Origin of the sequence: Deinococcus budaensis (assembly GCF_014201885.1) — a bacterium.
Classification (GTDB): domain Bacteria; phylum Deinococcota; class Deinococci; order Deinococcales; family Deinococcaceae; genus Deinococcus; species Deinococcus budaensis.
Map to the genome: position 1 here is coordinate 67,582 of NZ_JACHFN010000016.1, position 16,828 is coordinate 84,409.

17 protein-coding genes are annotated in these 16,828 nt (G+C 71.2%); 11 read left to right on the forward strand and 6 right to left on the reverse strand.

Features of this window, described 5'->3' with window-relative positions:
• Positions 1 to 92 precede the first annotated feature (92 nt).
• The 5 genes from HNQ09_RS16325 (at position 93) to HNQ09_RS16345 (ending at position 6,736) form a co-directional block, all read left to right on the forward strand.
• A complete protein-coding gene (locus tag HNQ09_RS16325; RefSeq protein WP_184031444.1) occupies positions 93 to 1,028 on the forward strand; it encodes a DNA polymerase III subunit delta' in 936 nt (311 codons plus the stop codon).
• Between the two features lie 49 nt (positions 1,029 to 1,077).
• Positions 1,078 to 3,930 (forward strand): class I SAM-dependent DNA methyltransferase, encoded by a 2,853-nt coding sequence (locus HNQ09_RS16330; RefSeq protein WP_184031445.1) that lies wholly within the window; start codon positions 1,078 to 1,080, stop codon positions 3,928 to 3,930.
• A gap of 38 nt (positions 3,931 to 3,968) precedes the next feature.
• Entirely contained in the window at positions 3,969 to 4,628 is a 660-nt protein-coding gene (locus HNQ09_RS16335; RefSeq protein ID WP_184031447.1) for an MBL fold metallo-hydrolase, read from the forward strand.
• Positions 4,629 to 4,724: 96 nt separating this feature from the next.
• Complete coding sequence (locus HNQ09_RS16340) at positions 4,725 to 5,912, forward strand: low temperature requirement protein A (protein ID WP_184031448.1); 1,188 nt, start codon at positions 4,725 to 4,727, stop codon at positions 5,910 to 5,912.
• 137 nt (positions 5,913 to 6,049) lie between these two features.
• Positions 6,050 to 6,736, forward strand: a complete 687-nt coding sequence (locus tag HNQ09_RS16345; RefSeq protein WP_184031449.1) for a DUF2270 domain-containing protein — start codon at positions 6,050 to 6,052, stop codon at positions 6,734 to 6,736.
• Here the strand turns inward: HNQ09_RS16345 and HNQ09_RS16350 are convergent.
• Genes HNQ09_RS16350 through HNQ09_RS16360 form a run of 3 tightly spaced genes read right to left on the reverse strand, consistent with a single transcriptional unit; the run spans position 6,733 to position 8,796 of the window.
• A complete protein-coding gene (locus HNQ09_RS16350; RefSeq protein WP_184031450.1) occupies positions 6,733 to 7,524 on the reverse strand; it encodes a CDP-alcohol phosphatidyltransferase family protein in 792 nt (263 codons plus the stop codon). The genes HNQ09_RS16345 and HNQ09_RS16350 overlap by 4 nt on opposite strands.
• A 10-nt stretch (positions 7,525 to 7,534) precedes the next feature.
• Positions 7,535 to 7,912 carry a hypothetical protein gene (locus HNQ09_RS16355; RefSeq protein WP_184031451.1) on the reverse strand — a complete coding sequence of 126 codons (378 nt, stop codon included), beginning with the start codon at positions 7,910 to 7,912 and terminating at the stop codon, positions 7,535 to 7,537.
• Positions 7,909 to 8,796: a hypothetical protein gene (locus tag HNQ09_RS16360; protein ID WP_184031452.1), complete on the reverse strand. Its 888-nt coding sequence runs from the start codon at positions 8,794 to 8,796 to the stop codon at positions 7,909 to 7,911. Before HNQ09_RS16360 ends, HNQ09_RS16355 begins: the two co-directional genes overlap by 4 nt.
• Before the next feature lie 56 nt (positions 8,797 to 8,852).
• On the opposite strand from HNQ09_RS16360, the gene HNQ09_RS16365 reads away from it, so the two are divergent.
• The 3 genes from HNQ09_RS16365 to HNQ09_RS16375 all read left to right on the forward strand — a co-directional run bounded on the left by HNQ09_RS16365 (position 8,853) and on the right by HNQ09_RS16375 (position 12,276).
• Positions 8,853 to 9,623: an APH(3') family aminoglycoside O-phosphotransferase gene (locus tag HNQ09_RS16365; RefSeq protein ID WP_184031453.1), complete on the forward strand. Its 771-nt coding sequence runs from the start codon at positions 8,853 to 8,855 to the stop codon at positions 9,621 to 9,623.
• A gap of 43 nt (positions 9,624 to 9,666) precedes the next feature.
• Positions 9,667 to 11,898, forward strand: a complete 2,232-nt coding sequence (locus tag HNQ09_RS16370) for an MMPL family transporter (RefSeq protein WP_184031454.1) — start codon at positions 9,667 to 9,669, stop codon at positions 11,896 to 11,898.
• Positions 11,899 to 12,048: 150 nt separating this feature from the next.
• Positions 12,049 to 12,276 carry a hypothetical protein gene (locus tag HNQ09_RS16375; RefSeq protein ID WP_184031455.1) on the forward strand — a complete coding sequence of 76 codons (228 nt, stop codon included), beginning with the start codon at positions 12,049 to 12,051 and terminating at the stop codon, positions 12,274 to 12,276.
• Positions 12,277 to 12,355: 79 nt separating this feature from the next.
• Here the strand turns inward: HNQ09_RS16375 and thrB are convergent, their stop codons facing one another.
• Entirely contained in the window at positions 12,356 to 13,285 is a 930-nt protein-coding gene (gene thrB, locus HNQ09_RS16380) for a homoserine kinase (RefSeq protein WP_184031456.1), read from the reverse strand.
• Between the two features lie 10 nt (positions 13,286 to 13,295).
• A complete protein-coding gene (thrC, locus tag HNQ09_RS16385; protein WP_184031458.1) occupies positions 13,296 to 14,333 on the reverse strand; it encodes a threonine synthase in 1,038 nt (345 codons plus the stop codon).
• Between the two features lie 303 nt (positions 14,334 to 14,636).
• On the opposite strand from thrC, the gene HNQ09_RS16390 reads away from it, so the two are divergent.
• Both HNQ09_RS16390 and rpmB read left to right on the forward strand, forming a co-directional pair.
• Positions 14,637 to 14,906, forward strand: coding sequence for a GlsB/YeaQ/YmgE family stress response membrane protein (locus tag HNQ09_RS16390; protein ID WP_184031460.1), 270 nt, complete (start codon positions 14,637 to 14,639; stop codon positions 14,904 to 14,906).
• 197 nt (positions 14,907 to 15,103) lie between these two features.
• Positions 15,104 to 15,319: a 50S ribosomal protein L28 gene (gene rpmB / locus HNQ09_RS16395; protein ID WP_184031462.1), complete on the forward strand. Its 216-nt coding sequence runs from the start codon at positions 15,104 to 15,106 to the stop codon at positions 15,317 to 15,319.
• A gap of 105 nt (positions 15,320 to 15,424) precedes the next feature.
• Here rpmB and lspA read toward each other — a convergent pair whose 3' ends face one another.
• Entirely contained in the window at positions 15,425 to 15,946 is a 522-nt protein-coding gene (gene lspA, locus HNQ09_RS16400; protein WP_380002702.1) for a signal peptidase II, read from the reverse strand.
• Positions 15,947 to 16,133: 187 nt separating this feature from the next.
• Here lspA and HNQ09_RS16405 point away from each other — a divergent pair, with 187 nt between their 5' ends.
• Positions 16,134 to 16,601, forward strand: coding sequence for an S-ribosylhomocysteine lyase (locus HNQ09_RS16405; RefSeq protein ID WP_184031466.1), 468 nt, complete (start codon positions 16,134 to 16,136; stop codon positions 16,599 to 16,601).
• Positions 16,602 to 16,828 lie beyond the last annotated feature (227 nt).

Genomic DNA, 16,828 nt, shown 5'->3' on the forward strand with positions numbered 1-16,828 from the left:
GGAGGGCGGCGGCAGGCAGGCAAGGCGCGGGAGGCGGGGCGCGGGGGAGGGGGTGTGCCCGCGCTTCGCGCCCCGCGCGCCGCGCCGCCCCGATGAGCGCCGCCCTGCTCCACGGCCCGCTGCTCGAACAGACGGGCGTGTTTGGCGGCAACGCGCTGCTGCTGACCGGCCCGGCGCGGGTGGGCAAGCGTGAGCTGGCGCTGGCGGTCGCGGCCCAGCACAACTGCTCGGGCACGCGCGGCATGTACGGGGAAGCCTGCGGGGTCTGCCCGTCGTGCCGCGCCCTGGCCGCCGGGGCACATCCCGACCTGCTGCTGGTCGAGCCGCGCGCCACCACCGCGACCGGCAAGGCCGCGCGGCGCAAGCTGATTCCCATCGGCGCGGTGCTGGCGGGCCGCGACAAGGGCCGCGAGTACGAGACGCACGTCTTCGAGTTTCTGGAGGTGCGCCCCACCTTCCGCCGCCGGGTGGTCGTGGTGGACGGCGCCGAGCATCTGGGCCAGGAGGCCGCCAACGCGCTGCTCAAGCTGGTCGAGGAACCCCCGCACCGGGGGCTGTTCGTCTTTCTGGCCGAGGACCCGCGCTCGGTGCTGCCCACCATCGTGAGCCGCAGCGCCCGCCTGGGCGTGGTGCCTGCCCCCGACCGCGCCCTGGAGCGCAGCCTGGCCCTGGGCGGCGAGGCCCCCGACGCCGAGCTGATCGCCTTCGCCGCCGGGCGCGCCGGGGTGCTGGGGGCGCGGGAAGCCGTGCGCGCGGCCCTGGCGGGCGCCGCCGAGTTCACGGGGGCCTTGGAACGCGGCCTGCTGACGGCCCTGGAAGCCGCCGAGCGCCTGGAAAAACACTGGGACCCAGCCTGGCACCCCGAGGCGCTGCGCTTTGTCTGGCGCGCCTGCCCGGCGCACGAGCGTGCCCGCGCCGACACCGCCCTGGAGGCCCTGCAAGCGGCACTGGAGGCCTACGCCAGCCCCAGCCTCAGCTTTCAGGTGTTCGCCCTGCGGGTGCGTGAGGCCTTCGGGCTGGAGGACTGACAATCAGGTGTGCCCGGCAGGGAGGGCTGGGCTACGCTGTCAGCTGTTCATGACCCCTACGGTGACGGCGGATACAGCGCGGCGGATGCAGGACTTCGTGGCCTACTGGGGCACCCTGAAGGGCGACGAGAAGGGCGAGAGTCAGGTCTTTCTGGACCGGCTGTTTCAGGCGTTCGGGCACGCGGGGTACAAGGAAGCGGGCGCGGAACTGGAATACCGGGTCGCCAAGCAGGGCGGCGGCAAGAGGTTCGCGGACCTGGTGTGGCGGCCGCGCGTGCTGATCGAGATGAAAAAGCGCGGCGAGGGGCTGGCGAACCACTACCAGCAGGCCTTCGACTACTGGCTGAGGCTGGTGCCTGACCGCCCCCGTTACGCCGTCCTGTGCAACTTCGACGAACTGTGGGTGTACGACTTTGGCGTGCAGCTCGACGAGCCGATGGACCGCGTGCGAATCGGGGAACTGCCGGAGCGCTACGCGGTGCTGAACTTCCTGTTTCCGCAGGAGCGCGAGCCGCTGTTCGGCAACAACCGGGTGGACGTGGCCCGCGAGGCCGCCGACAGCGTGGCGCGGGTGCTCAACAGCGTCATAGCACGCGGCGAGGACCGCGCCCGCGCCCAGCGGTTTCTCCTCCAGTGCGTCATGGCGATGTTCGCGGAGGACTTCGAGCTGATTCCGCGCGGCTTCTTTACCGAACTGGTAGGCGACGCGCGGCAGGGAAAGGGCAGCAGCTACGACCTCTTCGGCGGGCTGTTCCGGCAGATGAACACGCCCGAGCGGGCGCGCGGGGGCCGCTTCGCTCCGATTCCCTACTTCAACGGCGGGCTGTTCCGCGTCGTGGACCCCATCGAACTGACCCGGGACGAACTGCATCTGCTCCACCGGGCCGCGCTGGAACACAACTGGGCGAAGATTCAGCCGCAGATTTTCGGGGTGCTGTTCCAGAGCAGCATGGGCAAGGCCGACCGCCACGCCCGGGGCGCCCACTACACCAGCGAAGCCGACATCATGCGCGTGGTGCTGCCCACGGTCGTCACGCCCTTCCAGACCCGGATCGACGCGGCGGGCACGCAGAAGGAACTGCGCGGCCTGCTGGACGAACTCGCCGCCTTTCAGGTCCTCGACCCCGCGTGCGGCAGCGGCAACTTTCTGTATGTCGCCTACCGCGAGCTGCGCCGTCTGGAGGCCCGCGCCCTGCTGCGGCTGCGCGACCTGTCGGCGCCGGGCACGCCGCTGCCGCCCACCCGCGTCAGCATCCGGCAGATGCACGGGCTGGAATACGACCCGTTCGGCGCGGAACTCGCCAAGGTGACCCTCACCCTGGCCAAGGAACTCGCCATCCGCGAGATGCAGGGTCTATTGGGCAACACCGGCTTGGACTTCGACCAGCCGCTTCCGCTGGACAACCTTGACGACCGCATCGTGCAGGGAGACGCCCTCTTTACCCCCTGGCCGCGCGTGAACGCGGTCATCGGCAACCCGCCCTTTCAGAGCAAGAACAAGCTCCAGCGCGAGATGGGTCCGGCCTATGTGCGGAAGCTGCGCGCCGCCTACCCGGACGTGCCGGGCCGCGCCGACTACTGCGTCTACTGGATTCGCCGGGCGCACGACCACCTGCAAGACGGTCAGCGGGCCGGGCTGGTCGGCACCAACACCATCCGCCAGAACGACAGCCGCGTGGGCGGCCTGGATCACGTCACCGCGCACGGCGGCACCCTCACCGACGCCGTGGGCACCCAGGTCTGGAGCGGCGACGCCGCCGTCCACGTCTCCATCGTCAACTGGGTCCGGGGGCCGCAGCCGGGACCCAAGCACCTGAGCTGGCAGGTGGGCGACCGCCAGGGCAGCCCGTGGCAGAGCGTGGAGGTGCCTGTCATCAACGCCGCCCTCTCTGCCGGAACCGACGTAACGGCTGCCCAGAGGTTGACGACCAACGCCCGCAGCGGCGCGTGCTACCAGGGCCAGACGCACGGCCATAAGGGGTTCTTGCTCAGCGGGTTGGAGGTCGGGCAGATGATGAGGGACCCGAAAGCGCGGCCTTTCCTGCATCCGTACCTCACGGCGGACGAAATGATCGGCAATCAGGGCAGCACTCCCGAACGTTGGGTCGTTGACCTGAACGGCGCGGACGATCTGTTCAGCGCCATGAACGCGGGCACGGCGTTTGAACGCTTGAAGCGTGAGGTCGAACCCGAGATGCGGGCCAAGGCCGAGGAGGAACGCGAGAAGACCGGCAGCGAGCGCGGTCCCCGTCAAGCCCACTATCAGAGATGGTGGAAGCACTGGCGAGGGCGCGGCGAACTCATCGAAAAAATCGCGTCCCTGCCGCGTTACGTCGCCTGCGGTCAGGTCACGAAGCGTCCGATCTTTGAGTTCGTCTCCTCGGGGATTCGCCCGAATGCTGCGCTGATCGTCTTTCCCTTGGCTGATGATTACTCCTTCGGCATCCTGCAATCGTCGGCCCACTGGGAATGGCTCAAGGCCAGAGGCTCGACGCTGACCGAACGCTTCCGCTACACCTCCGATACTGTTTTCGATTCCTTCCCCTGGCCCCAGTCCGCCACGCCCGAGCAGGTGCGGGCGGTGGCGGGGGCGGCGGTGGCGCTGCGGGGGCTGCGAAACGAGGTGATGAAACGCCAGGGCTGGAGCCTGCGCGACCTGTACCGCACGCTGGACACGCCCGGCAAGAACCCGCTGCGGGACGCGCAGGAACGGCTGGACGCGGCGGTGCGGGCGGCGTACGGGATGCCTGCGGGGGCGGATGTGCTGGCGTTCCTGCTGGCGCTGAACGCGAGGCTGGCGGCGGCAGAGGGGCGGGGCGAGGCCATTGTGGGGCCGGGCCTGCCCGCTGGCCTGAACGCGGCGGACTTCACGGCGGCAGATGCGGTGCGGCCCCTGGGGTAAGGTCCGCTTTTCCCCTCTCCCGCCCTAGACTCCTCCCCATGACGACGGCGAGACGACACGGCGCGGCGCGGGTGTGGAGCCTGCCCACCGGCCCCCTTCAGGAAAACGCGGTGCTGGTGGCGGGGCAGGACGGCGAAGGCTTCCTCTTCGACCCCGGCCACGACGCGGAGCGGATTCTGGCGCTGGTGCGGGACGCTGGGGTCACGGTGCGCGGCATCCTGCTCACGCACGCGCATTTCGACCATATCGGGGCGGTGCAGCCCGTGCGGGAGGCGCTGGGCGTGCCGGTGTGGCTGCACCCCGCCGACCTGCCGCTCTACCGCCTGGGTGCGGCGTCGGCGGCCCGCTGGAACCTGCCCTTCGTGCAGCCCGCCGACCCCGAGCACGAGATCGGGCAGGGGCAGACCTTCACGGCGGGCGACCTGACCCTCACCGCCCGCGAGCTGCCGGGGCACGCGCCGGGGCATGTGGTGTTCGTCGGCCACACCGGGGAGGACGCGGGGTTCGTGGTGGCGGGCGACACCCTCTTTCAGGGCGGCATCGGGCGCACCGACCTGCCGGGCGGCAACCATGAGCAACTGATCGCGGGTCTGGAGCGCGAGCTGCTCTCGCTGCCGGACAGCGCGGCCGTCTACCCCGGTCACGGCCCGGCGACCAGCGTGGGGGCCGAGCGGCGCACGAATCCTTTCTTGCGCTGACACGGCCTGCGCTGACACGGCCTGCGCCGGGCCGCGCTCCTGGCCCCTCCGTTCGGCCAGGATGAAGGTTGCCCGGCGGGCGGGGTAAGGTCGAACATGCTCCGCAACTACCGCCTGTGGTGGCACCCGCCCCGGCTGCATGCGCCGGGAGAGCTGCCCGGGCGCGTGACCTGGCTGGAACTGTTCTACGACCTGGTGTTCGTGGTGGTGATCGCGCGGCTGGCGCATCACCTGACGGAGCACCCCGACGCGCGCCGCTTCGGAGAATTCCTGCTGCTGTTCGTGCCGGTGTGGTGGGTGTGGCTCAGCGTCGCGTACTACAACGAGCGCTTCGAGACCTACGACCTGAGCTTCCGGGCCATGACCCTGCTTCAGATGCTGGCGGTGGCGGGCATGGCGGCCAACGCGGAAGACGGCCTGGGCAAGACCGCGACCGGCTTCGCGCTCTCCTACGCCGCCGCGCGGGGGCTGATCTTGCTGATGTGGTGGCGGGCGGGACGCCACAATCCGGGCGCGCGGCCCGTCACCGACGTGTACGTGCGGAACTTCAGCGTCAGCGTGGTGCTGTGGGTGGTCGCGGCTTTCCTGACCGGCCCGCTGGCGCTGGCGCTCAAGGGCGCGGGCCTCCTCATCGACCTGCTCACGCCCATGCTGACCCTGCGCGACCAGCCGCGCGCCTTTCCCGCCGCCGCGCGCAAGCTGCCCGAGCGCTTCGGGCTGTTCGTGATCATCGTGCTGGGCGAGAGTCTGGTGGGCGTGGTGAACGGGCTGGCCGACGCCGAGAGCGTCACGGCGGTCACGCTGCTGCGCTTCGGGCTGGGGTTCGCGCTGGGCTTCGGGCTGTGGTGGGTGTATTTCGACTTTGTCGGCCGCCGCGAGCCGGACTCGCACAACCGCTGGCGCTTTTTTGCCTGGGCCTACCTGCACCTGCCGCTGGTGGTCGGCATCACGCTGGTCGGCGCGATGGTGCAGCATGCCGTCACGCTGGAGGGCGCCGCCGGGCCGGGCGTGCGCTGGCTGCTGGCGGGAGGCTTCGCGCTGTATTACCTGGCCTGCGCCGGCCTGGAATACACCCTGCACCCCGAGGACCCGCCGCTGGTGCGGGCAGGGCAGATCGTGCCGCTGCGGCTGCTGACGGCGCTCGCGGCCCTGACGCTGGCGGCGCTGCTGAGCACCGTCTCGGGCTTGGTCGCCGCGTTGATCGTGCTGCACGGGGTCCATATGGTGGTGGGCTTGCGGGCGTGGTTCGGCAGCGAGAACGCCGGGCGCCCCGACACGCACTGAGCGGCGGTCCTGGCGGGGCAACCCGCGACCTGGCTGGACGCCCCCACGACTGGACCCCGGCTCTCTCTCGCCCTGGGCCGTCCGGTTTACCCTGTAGCCATGTCGCGCCGCCCTTTCCCTCTCCGCGCCGCCTGCCCATGTCGGCGGTAGGCCGCAGCAGCAGTAGCGGTCCCGGCGCGCTGCTGGACGCGGGCCTGACCGACCTGAGTTACTCGACGAACACCGCCAACGCCCTGATTCACCTCTACCGCGCGGAGGTCGGCAAGATGACCGCCTACCGCCAGCGCCTCGACATGACGACCAACTGGTCGGTGGTCACCACGGCGGGTCTGGCGTCTTTCGCGCTGGGTGACCCCAACAACAGCCACGCGACCTTTCTGTTCGCCATGTTCATGAACTACTTCTTCCTGCGGCTGGAGGCCCGGAGGTTTCGCACCTTCGAGATCGCCCACCACCGGGTGCGCATCATGGAGCGCTTCTTTTACCCCGCGATGCTGGGCGACCGGGTGGACGCCGGCTGGCACCAGCTGCTGCTGGCCGAGCTGAGCAAGCCGCGCAGCCCCATGAGCCGCGCCGACGCGCTGGGCTGGCGGCTCAACCGCAATTACCTGTGGATCTACGCGGCGGTCCTGTTCGCCTGGCTCGCCAAGCTGGACCTCGCCCAGCCCAAGGGGTGGGTGCTGGAGTTCCCCGACGCCCTCACCCTGGCCGACATCGGCAACTTTCCCGGCTGGCTGGTCTTTGCGGGGGTGGGCCTCTTTTACACTCACCTGATCGTGCTGGCGGTGCGGGCGGCGCGGACCTACCCGCTGGAAGAGGGTTAGGCGGGAGTCTGGGTCCTGGCCGCCACGACCTGGCCTTCGCGCCACCGCTGCGCCCCCAGCAGCAGCGCCGCCTGAGCGGGCAGACTCCAGAGGTAGAGGCGCGGGCGCCCGGCCAGCAGACAGACCCCCAGCGCGAGCAGTTGCGTGCTGAGGCCCAGGTTCACCGCGACCCGGTTGATCGCGCGGGGGGTGTAGGCGCGGCGGTCCGCGCCGGTGGGATTCCCACCCGCCGCCGCCCGCAGCCGCCGCTCGAACAGCGCTCCCAGCACCCGCTCCTGCGGGGTGAAATACAGGGCGTAGACGAGCTTGAGGGCGGCCAGCACCCGGGGGTCGTCGCCCACCTGGGCAGGCGGGTCTCGGAACACCTCGCCCCGCGCGGCGCGGTGGTCACGCTCCCACAGGTAGTCCACGCTCAGGATCAGGCTTTGCAGCAGCGTCAGCCCCAGGCCCCAGCGCCCGGCCAGGGCCGTCAGGACGGCGGCGTTGACCAGCAGGTCCCCTTCCGAGTCGAGGTAGCGGCCCGTCTCGGTGGTCTGCCCGGTCGCGCGGGCAAGCTGCCCGTCGAGGTTGTCGAGCAGCGTCTTGACTTGCAGCAGCAGGGCGGGGCTGACCCGGTGCCCGCGCCGCAGCAGCCCGGCGGCCAGCAGGCCCAAGGCCGTGTGGGTCAGGACCACGTGCAGCGGGTTGACGCCCCGGCGGGCCAGCGGGGGAACGAGGCGCGCGGCCAGCGGGCGAAAGAGGCGCTCGGCGGCCCACTCGCGGGCGGGGCGGGCCTTGCCGTGGGTCATGGCCGGGAGGTCAGCGCCGCCCGCCCCGCCCACGCGGCGGCCCCTTGCGGACGCCCGCGTAGCGGTTGCGTTCGCGGCGGCGCTCGGCGCTGCTGGAGGTCTGGGCGCCGCCGCGCGCCCGCCCCGCCGGGACCCGCCCGGCCAGGCGGCGCGGCACGAAGGTGTCCACCGTCAGGAACCGGAAGAGGGGGATATACAGCAGCAGCACGAAGATCAACGTGCCCCACCAGGTGTCCAGGTACGGCCCCAGCCCCAGCGCCCGCAGCAGCGCCGAGAGCAGGGTCGCCAGCAGGGTGAACAGCAGCACCCGGATCAAGAGCCGCCCCAGCTTGCGCCCGGTCAAGCCCGGCTGGGGGTCCGGCGTCATCAACCAGCGCCAGAGCTTCAAGTCTCCTCCCCCGGGGCCGCTGGGCGGGCCGCCGCCCCCACGGTCACCCGGTCGCGGAAGGCTTCCAGCTCGGGCCACCCGGTCTGCCCGGCGTCCACGTCCAGGACCAGCACGGGCTTGTGGGTCTTCCCGGCTAGGCGGTCGAGGGCCGCGCGGTGGGCCGCGTCCCGGGCCGGGGCGGCCAGCACGACCCCGCGCACGGCGCTCTTGCCCTCTAGCAGCTTGAGGGCGCCGAACAGTTCCTTTTCGCCTGCCGGAGCGCCCGCCCGCTCGATGCGTTCGCCGCGCGCCGCGACCTGCGAGGGGGGCAGCTCGGGCGAATAGACCCCGTGCAGGCCCAGGTCGTCCAGCGCCGCCCGCAAGCCCGCGCTGAGGTCGGGGTCGCCCAGCAGGGCGCGTGGACCAATCACGGCGACCGTCACGCGCGACGCCCGGCTCAGCGGCGGCATCTCCTCGCGCTTGCCGTTCGCCAGCGGCTTGACCCGCTCCAGCGCGAGGCGCACCCGGGCCGGGTTGGCGGTCAGGCGCTGGCCGAGGTCCTGGGCCGCCGGGACCATCGCGTCCCCGCCGTCGGGCAGGGCGACCAGCGTGGGCAGGCCGCTGAGGCGCCGGGGCAACAACTCGGCCAGCGCCTCGCCCCAGGCGTCGCTTGCCACTGCCGGGGTCTGCGGCAGCAGCACCGCGTCCACCCGGCCCAGTTCCAGCACCCGCCCCAGCACCAGCTGCACCTGCACCGGGGCGTCGGGCAGGCTCTCCTGCCCCAGCGCCAGCGCCTCGGCGGCAGGCAGGGTGGGGAGCGCGACCTCGACCCCGAGTTCTTTCAGGAACGCAGCCCAGTACCGCCCGTGCCGCGCGCCCAGCGTATCCAGCAGACCGACCTTCATCGGGGGCAGTCTACAGGGGCGCGGGGGGGCCGCAGCGCCCCGCTATCCTGCCGCCCATGACCCTGACCCTGCCCGAGTCGCTGCGCCGCGTGCTGCCCGCCGCCCGCTGGGAGGCGGTGACGCACGGCCAGAGCGGCGCGGGCGTGTGGAGAAGTCAGAAGTACGTGGTGAAGGTGCAGGCGCGCGGCGGCCTGCCTCCCAGCACGCTGCTTCAGGAGCGCGAGCGCCTGCGCTGGCTCTCGGGCCGGGTGCCGGTGCCGCGCGTGGTGGGCTACGAGACCGCCGGGAACCACGAGTACCTCGCTGTAACCCGCCTCCCCGGCCTCCCCATGAGCGACCCCGACGCCACCCTGCACCCGGAGCGGGTGACCGACCTGCTCGCCCGCGCCCTGCGCGAGTTGCACGCCCTCCCGGCCCGCGAGTGCCCCTTCAACATGAGTCTGCCCGTCACCCTGCGCCTCGCCCGCGAACGGGTGCAGGCGGGCGCGGTGGACGAGGCCGATTTCGACGAGGAACGCCGGGGCTGGACGGCGGCGCGGGTCTTCGAAGACCTCGTCCGCACCCGGCCCGCTCAGGAAGACATCGTCGTCACGCACGGCGACCCCTGCCTGCCCAACCTGATTCTGAACGGCGAGTACGTCGAGGGTTTCGTGGACGTGGGCCGCGCCGGGCTGGCCGACCGCCACGCGGACCTCGCGCTGGCCTGGCGCAGCCTGCTCCGGAATCTGGGGCCACAGTGGGCGGAGCGCTTTCTGGACCTGTACGGGCGGGAACAGGTGGACGCGGGCAAACTCGCCTATTACCGCCTGCTCGACGAACTGTTCTGATTCGTCCCGGCGGCCCCGCGCGGCGCGTGCTCTACTCCTCCCCGTGCGTGCCCTGTCGCTGCTCGTGACCCGGCGGCCCTGGCTGGTGCTGGGGCTGTGGGGCCTGCTCGCGCTGCTCAGCGCCTATCCCGCCTCGCTGGCACCCCGGGGCCTCAGCGCCAATCCCGGCGGCCTGGAAAACGCCGAGAGCACCCGCGTGACCACGCTGCTGCGCGAACGCTTCGGCGAGACCGACACCAACACGGCGCTGCTGGTCACCCGCCACGACCCGCCGCTGGGCACCCCGGCGGGCCAGGAGGCGTATAACCGCCTGCTCGCCGGGCTGGAGGAGGTGGCGGGCGTCAGCCGCGTCCTGCCGGCCGGAGCACAGGGCAGCGTGCCCACGGTCAGCGAGGACGGCCGCCTGTCGCTGACCGTCGCCCAGATTCCGCTGGAAGACGGGGCGACCCAGACCCTGGCCCGCGTGCGCGCCTACGTGGCCCAGGCCGAAGCCGCAGCAGGGGGCCTGAGCGTGGGCGTGACCGGCGGGCAGGCCATCGCGGACGACTTCACCGAGTTCGCCGAGAGCGACACCAAACGCAGCGAGCTGACAGCCCTGCCCCTCACCGCGCTGGTGCTGCTGGGCGTGTTCGGGGCGCTGGTGGCGACCGGGCTGCCGCTGGCGGTCGGCGTGCTGAGCATCACGGTGGCGATGGCGGGGCTGTACGGCCTGACCCGGGTGACCGAGGTCAGCTCCTTTGCCCAGAGCATCATCACCATGCTGGGGCTGGGGGCCGGGATCGACTACGCCTTACTCATGGTCAACCGCTTCCGCGAGGAACTGGGGCAGGATCCCGATCCCCGCGCGGCGGCGGCCCGCACCGTCCTGACCGCCGGGCGCAGCGTGCTGTTCAGCGGCCTGACAGTCGCCATCGCGATGGCCGCCCTGATCCTCCCGCCCATCGCCTTCGTGCGCAGCATGGGCCTGGGCGGGGTGCTGGTGGTGCTGCTCACGGTGCTCGCCAGCGTGACGGCGCTCCCCGCGCTGCTGGCCCTGCTGGGCGAGCGGGTCAACAGTCCCCGGCGCCTGCGCCTGCCCTGGACGGCGGGGGCGGGGTCGTCGGGGGCCTGGACCGCCTTCGCCCGGCGGGTCACCCGGCGCCCCGGACTGGCGGCGCTGCTCAGCGTCCTCTTTCTGCTCCTCCTCGCCTGGCCCGCCCGCGAGATGCAGACCGGGTACGCGGGCGCTTGGGGCCTGACGCCCGGCGTCGAGAGCCGCGACGCCCTGGCGGACGTGCGCGATCTGGGCGCGGGCGGCCTGCTCAGCCAGTTCGAGGTCATCCTCGATCTGGAAGGCCAGCGCTACGGCCCAGAGGACCGCGCCCGCTTCCAGGGGGTCGTCGAGGACCTGCGCGCCCTGCCCGGCGTCCAGACGGTGGTCAGCCCCTTCCTGACCCCGGCGGACCTGGTAGGAGGGGAGGGGGAAGGAGGCGGCACCGACACGCTGGCCGCACTCAGCCTGCTCAACGCGCGGTCCTTCAGCGCTGACCGGACGCTGCTGCGGGTCACGGTGGTGCCGGGGAGCTACCTGCGCGCCGACCAGATCGACCCCTTTCAGGCGCGGCTGCGCGGGGCGCTGGCGGCGTCCGGCTTTCCCTTCCTGCTGGGCGGCGCGCCGATTGGCGAGCGCGAGTTCAGCCGGGCGATCACGGGCGCGCTGCCGACGGCCGTGCTGACCGTCTTCGCGGCGACCTTCCTGCTGCTGATGGTCGCCTTTCGCAGCCTGCTGGTGCCGCTCAAGAGTCTGCTGATGAACACCCTGACGGTCGGCGCGGCCTACGGGGTCGTCACGCTGGTCGTGCAGGGGGGCTTCCTGGCTGGGCCGCTGGGCATACCCGACGACGTGGGCGTGCTGGACTCCAGCCTGCCGCTGCTGCTGTTCGCGGTGCTGTTCGGCCTCAGCATGGACTACGAGATCTTCCTGCTCTCGCGCGTGCAGGAAGAAGTGCTGCGCGGCCACCCCAACGACGAGGCGGTGGTCCTCGCCGTGGGCCGCACCGCCCGCATCATCACCTCGGCGGCGCTGATCATGTTCATCGTCTTTTGCGCCTTTATCGCCGGGCGGGTGGTCGCCAACAAGAGCATCGGCCTGGGCCTGGCGGTCGCGGTGGCCCTCGACGCCACGCTGGTGCGGCTGGTGCTGGTGCCCGCCTTCCTGAAGCTCGCCGGGCGTTGGAACTGGTGGCTGCCGGGGTGGCTGGACCGCCTGCTGCCCCGGGTGCGCATCGAGCACTGAGCGGCAGTCGCGGTTAAAGAGAGGCCCGGACGACCGACGGACGGCACCCGCCCTGGCGCCGGGCGACGCGAAAGAGATCCGTCAGGTCCGTGGCGCCACCATGAGGGCAGTTCTGGCCCCCCGCGCCGGAACGCGCCCCCCGGAGGAGACATGTTGACTGTCCATCTGCACCTGTGTAACGGGGACGTCGTGCCCCTCACGCTCACGCCCTCGCAGCGCGACCGCCTCAACCGGACCCTGAACCAGGCCACCCTCTCGCAGACGCCGCTGGAGGTCACGGTGAACGGGGCCGAGCTGACCATCCCCTGGCGCTCCATCGCGTACCTTTCCACTCCTGCCCAGAGTGCCGAGCAGTCGCCGGAGCAAGCGGCCGACTGAAGCGCCCCCTCCGGCCTGTTTCCCTTCCTGCCCCGCGCCCGCGGGGTTTTTTGCCGGGTGGGGTCCGGCGAGGCGCCGCTCAACCGCGCGCCGGAACTTCCTGCGGCGAGGTGTCCACCACGGTCCCCGCCGTATCGACCGGGAGGTCCAGCACCCCCCCGGTCAGGCCGTGTCCGCGCAGAACGCCGTGCAGGTAGTGGTGCAGCTCGGCCGGGTCCTGGCGCGTGTCGCGCAGGCACAGCACGGTCGGCCCCGCCCCGCTGAGGGCCGCCCCCAGCGCCCCGTGGTCCGCCGCATTCGCCAGGATGTCGGCCAGGCCGGGCACCAGGGCCGCGCGCCAGGGCTGATGCAGCCGGTCGTTCATCGCCCCGCGCAGCAGCTCCAGCTGGCCCTGCGCCAGCGCCCCCACCAGCAGCCCGGTGTGCGAGAGCGCGTGGACGGCGTCGGCGCGGGAGTAGCTTTCCGGCAAGGCCGCCCGCGCCCGCGAGGTCGCCAGCTCGAAGTCGGGCACCAGCACGGTGACGCCCAGGTGCGGGGGCGGCGCCAGCCGGACATGGGCCGTGCCTCCTGGCCCCAGCGTGGCGACCACGATGCCTCCCAGCAGCGCCGGGGCCACGTTGTCGGGGTGGCCCTCCTCGCGGGCGGCCAGGTCGAGCAGCGCCCCGGGGGCCAGCGGGCGCCCCAGCAGCTCGTTGGCCGCCACGATCCCGCCGACGAGCGCGGCGGCACTCGACCCCAGCCCGCGCGCCAGCGGAATCTCGGTCTCGATCTCCAGCCGCAGCGGGGGCAGGTCCCTCCCGGCCCGGCGGGCGGCCAGTTGCATCGCCCGGTAGACGTAGTTGCCCGCGCCCGCCGGGGTCCCGGCAAGTTCCGGCCCCAGCGGCACGACCTCGGTCACCGCTCCCGGCGTCACCCGCAGGGTGGTGAAGAGCGGCAGGCTCAGCCCCAGGCTGTCGAAGCCCGGCCCCAGGTTGGCGCTGGAGGCCGGAACGCGCACCAGGAACGTCATGCCCCGCGCCTCAAAGAATCCGCTCCAGCACCCGCTCCAGGCTGGCCTCGATGGCCTGGGGCGCTTTCGCGGCGCGCAGGGCGGCGTCGGGGTCTTTCAGGCCGTTGCCGGTAAGCACGGCGACCACTGTCTGGCCGGGAGCCAACGCTCCGGCGGCGTGGCGCCTCAGCAGCCCCGCGACCGGCGCCGCGCTGGCCGGTTCGCAGAACACGCCCTCCGCCGCGATCAGGTGGTAGGCGTGCATGATCTCGTCGTCGCTGACCATGTCAAACAGCCCCCCCGACTCCTGCACGGCGGCGCGGGCCAGGTGGGCACTCGCCGGATTCCCGATACGGATCGCGGTCGCCAGCGTCTGCGGCTCGTCCACGATCGCCCCCCGGATAAAGGGCGCGGCCCCCTCGGCCTGAAAGCCCCACATCTGCGGCAGATGGCCGCTTTTCCCGGCTTCCCGGTACTCCCGGAAGCCCATCCAGTACGCGCTGATGTTGCCCGCGTTGCCCACCGGAATCGCCAGCAGGTCCGGCGCGCGGCCCAGCTCGTCCACGACCTCAAAGGCGCCGGTCTTCTGGCCCTGAAGGCGGTAGGGATTGACCGAGTTCACCAGCGCGATGGGATGTTCGTCGCTGATCTGGCGCACCAGCCGCAGCGCCGCGTCGAAGTTGCCGTTCACCGCCACGACCTCCGCCCCGTAGGCCAGCGCCTGCGCCAGCTTGCCCAGCGCGATGTTCCCGTCGGGGATCAGCACGATGCACCGCAGCCCCGCGCGGGCGGCGTAGGCGGCGGCGGCGGCGCTGGTGTTGCCGGTGCTCGCGCAGATCACGGTGTCGGCGCCGTCCTCGACCGCCTTGGCGACCGCCATCACCATGCCGCGGTCCTTGAAGCTGCCGGTGGGGTTCAGGCCCTCGTATTTCAGGTACAGGTCCACGCCCAGCCGCGCGCCCAGCTGGGGGGCGGGAATCAGCGGCGTGTTGCCCTCGTGCAGGCTCAGGGCGGGGGTGCGACCGGTCACAGGCAGGTACTCGCGGTAACGTTCGATCAGTCCGGGCATAGGGGGCCTCCATACCGCGCCCCCCTCAGGGAGTCCGCAGCCAATGTCGGCCCATCCTAGCGGCCCCCGCCCCAGCTTCGCGGCAAAGGTCCAGACCACGGCCCACCTGCCCCGCACAGCAGATGAGGCCCCCAGCGCCGCTTTCTGAAGCGGAGGCTCAGCCAGGGTTTGCGGGACATCCATCCCGTCTTGGGTACCCCTTGAGAAGGTGGGATGACACACACTAGGAGGGGGCGGCCAGTCTCATTGTGCGATCACAACGAAGCAGATGTCGTTGAAACTCAACGTCCTGGAGGGAAAAACATGAGTTGGATCATCCTTATTCTGGTTGGCGCTCTGTGCGGCTGGCTCGCGAGCCTGATTATGAAGACCGACGCCCAGCAGGGCGCGGTAGCGAACATCCTGATCGGTATCGTGGGGGCGTTGCTGGCCCAGTTCCTCTTCGGGAACCTGCTCGGGATCGGCGGGGCGCAGGCGGCAGGCAGCGGCTTCAGCTTCTGGAGCATCATCTGGGGCCTGGTCGGCAGCATCGTGCTGATCGCGATTCTCAAGGCGCTCAAGGTTCTGCGTTAACCTCGCCCCCGCCCCTCAAGGCCGGACTCCCCGTGGGTCCGGCTTTGCTGTGCCGCGCCGCCGACTACACTCCCTGCGCCCGCGCCGCGCTGTGGTATGGTGGAAAGGCTTGCCTGACCCTGCCCGGCGCAGCAGCGGCCCCCCGGGCCACCGCCCCCGGCACAACAGCGGGCCAGGCTCAAGAAGGAGTTACGAACATGTCGAAAGTGTGCGAAGTGTGCGGTAAGGGGCCGATTGTCGTCAACTCGGTGATTCGCCGGGGCAAGGCCCGCGCCAAGGGGGGCGTAGGCCGCAAGGTCACGGGCGTGACCAAGCGGTCGCAGAAGCCCAACCTCCAGCCCCTGACGGTCAGCCGTGCAGGCGTGTCGGTGCGGATGCGGGTCTGCACCAAGTGCCGCAAGAGCCTGATCTGATTCCGCCTTTCCCTGCGGCGCCCCCTGCCTGACCGGAGGGGGCGCCTTCTTTGCTCGTATTCCCTGTTTCAGGGCGTGAGCCAGCCGGAGTCCTGTGTTCGGGTTTCAGGCTTTGCCCTTGCGGTCGCCCACGAAGCTGGCGATCAGCAGCAGCAGGGTTCCCAGTACCACGCACATGTCCGCAATATTGAAGATCGGAAAGTTCCCGGCACTCAGCGCCTGCGTGACTGCGCTGAGCAGCGGCGAATGAAACATGTCGGTGACCCGGCCCTGCGCCAACCCGTCGATGCTGTTGCCGATGGCTCCGGCGGCGATCATGCTCAGGACCACCGTCAGAAAGCGGGTCTGGGGCCGCACGACCAGGTACACCAGCAGGCCCATGCCCACCAGCAGCCGCGCGACCGCCAGCGGCACGGCCGACCCCGCGAACAGGCTCCAGGCCGCCCCGGTGTTGAAGGTGAGCTGCCACTCCAGCAAGCCCGGCAGAAAGGGGAGGGGACTGGCTCCGTAAGTCAGCGTGGCGAGCGCCCAGGCCTTCAGCGCCTGATCGGCGGCGATCAGCAGGGCGGCAATCAGCAGCGGCACCCAGAAGGGAAAGGCACGCTTGCGGTCGAGCAGGGTGGGCACGCCGCGCAGTATATGAAGCGCGTCCGTCCGGCACCGAAAGTGGGGTCCGCTCCTGGCGGCTCCTGCCTGGGCCGTGGCCCGGAGAAATGGCTGGAAGCCGGGTGGGTGCCGGGTCAGGCTGCCAGGGCCAGGAAGGAAGGACCCGGGGGTCACATTGTCCCGGCCTCGCCTGCCGACAATGAGGGGCATGGCGAACGTGGAATCCTTTGACCTCGACCACACCAAAGTGCACGCGCCCTACGTGCGGCTCGCGGGCGTCAAGCGCACCCCGCGCGGCGACGCCATCAGCAAGTACGATCTGCGTCTGCTTCAGCCCAACCAGGGCGCCATTGAACCGGCGGCCTTGCATACGCTGGAGCATCTGCTGGCAGGCTACCTGCGGGACCACCTCGACAGCGTTGTGGACGTGTCTCCGATGGGCTGCCGCACCGGCATCTACCTGGCCGTGATCGGGGAGCCGAACGAACAGGAGGTGCTGCAAGCTTTCGGGGCCTCTCTGCGAGACACGGCCGCCCACGACCGGCCCATCCCCGGTGTCAGCGAGCTGGAATGCGGCAACTACCGCGACCACGATCTCGCGGCGGCCCGCCAGCACGCCCGTGAAGCCCTCGATCAGGGCCTGAAGGTGCAGGAGACAGTCTTGCTGCAACGCTAGTCTCCCGACCTCCCCCCAGACTTGCGCTCCCCAGCCGCCGTACTGGGGATTTTCCATTGGACGCGTCTTTTCCTGGTCCCCACCGGCGCCTCAGGGCTTGGCCAGGGCCGGGGGGTTGACAGCCTGGTTGGAGGCCTGTATCTTTTCTGAGCCTCAAGCGAGGCGAGCAGCATGACAAGCGAAGGACATGCGAGAAACGAGCGCATAGATCACGGCGGCTGTCCCCC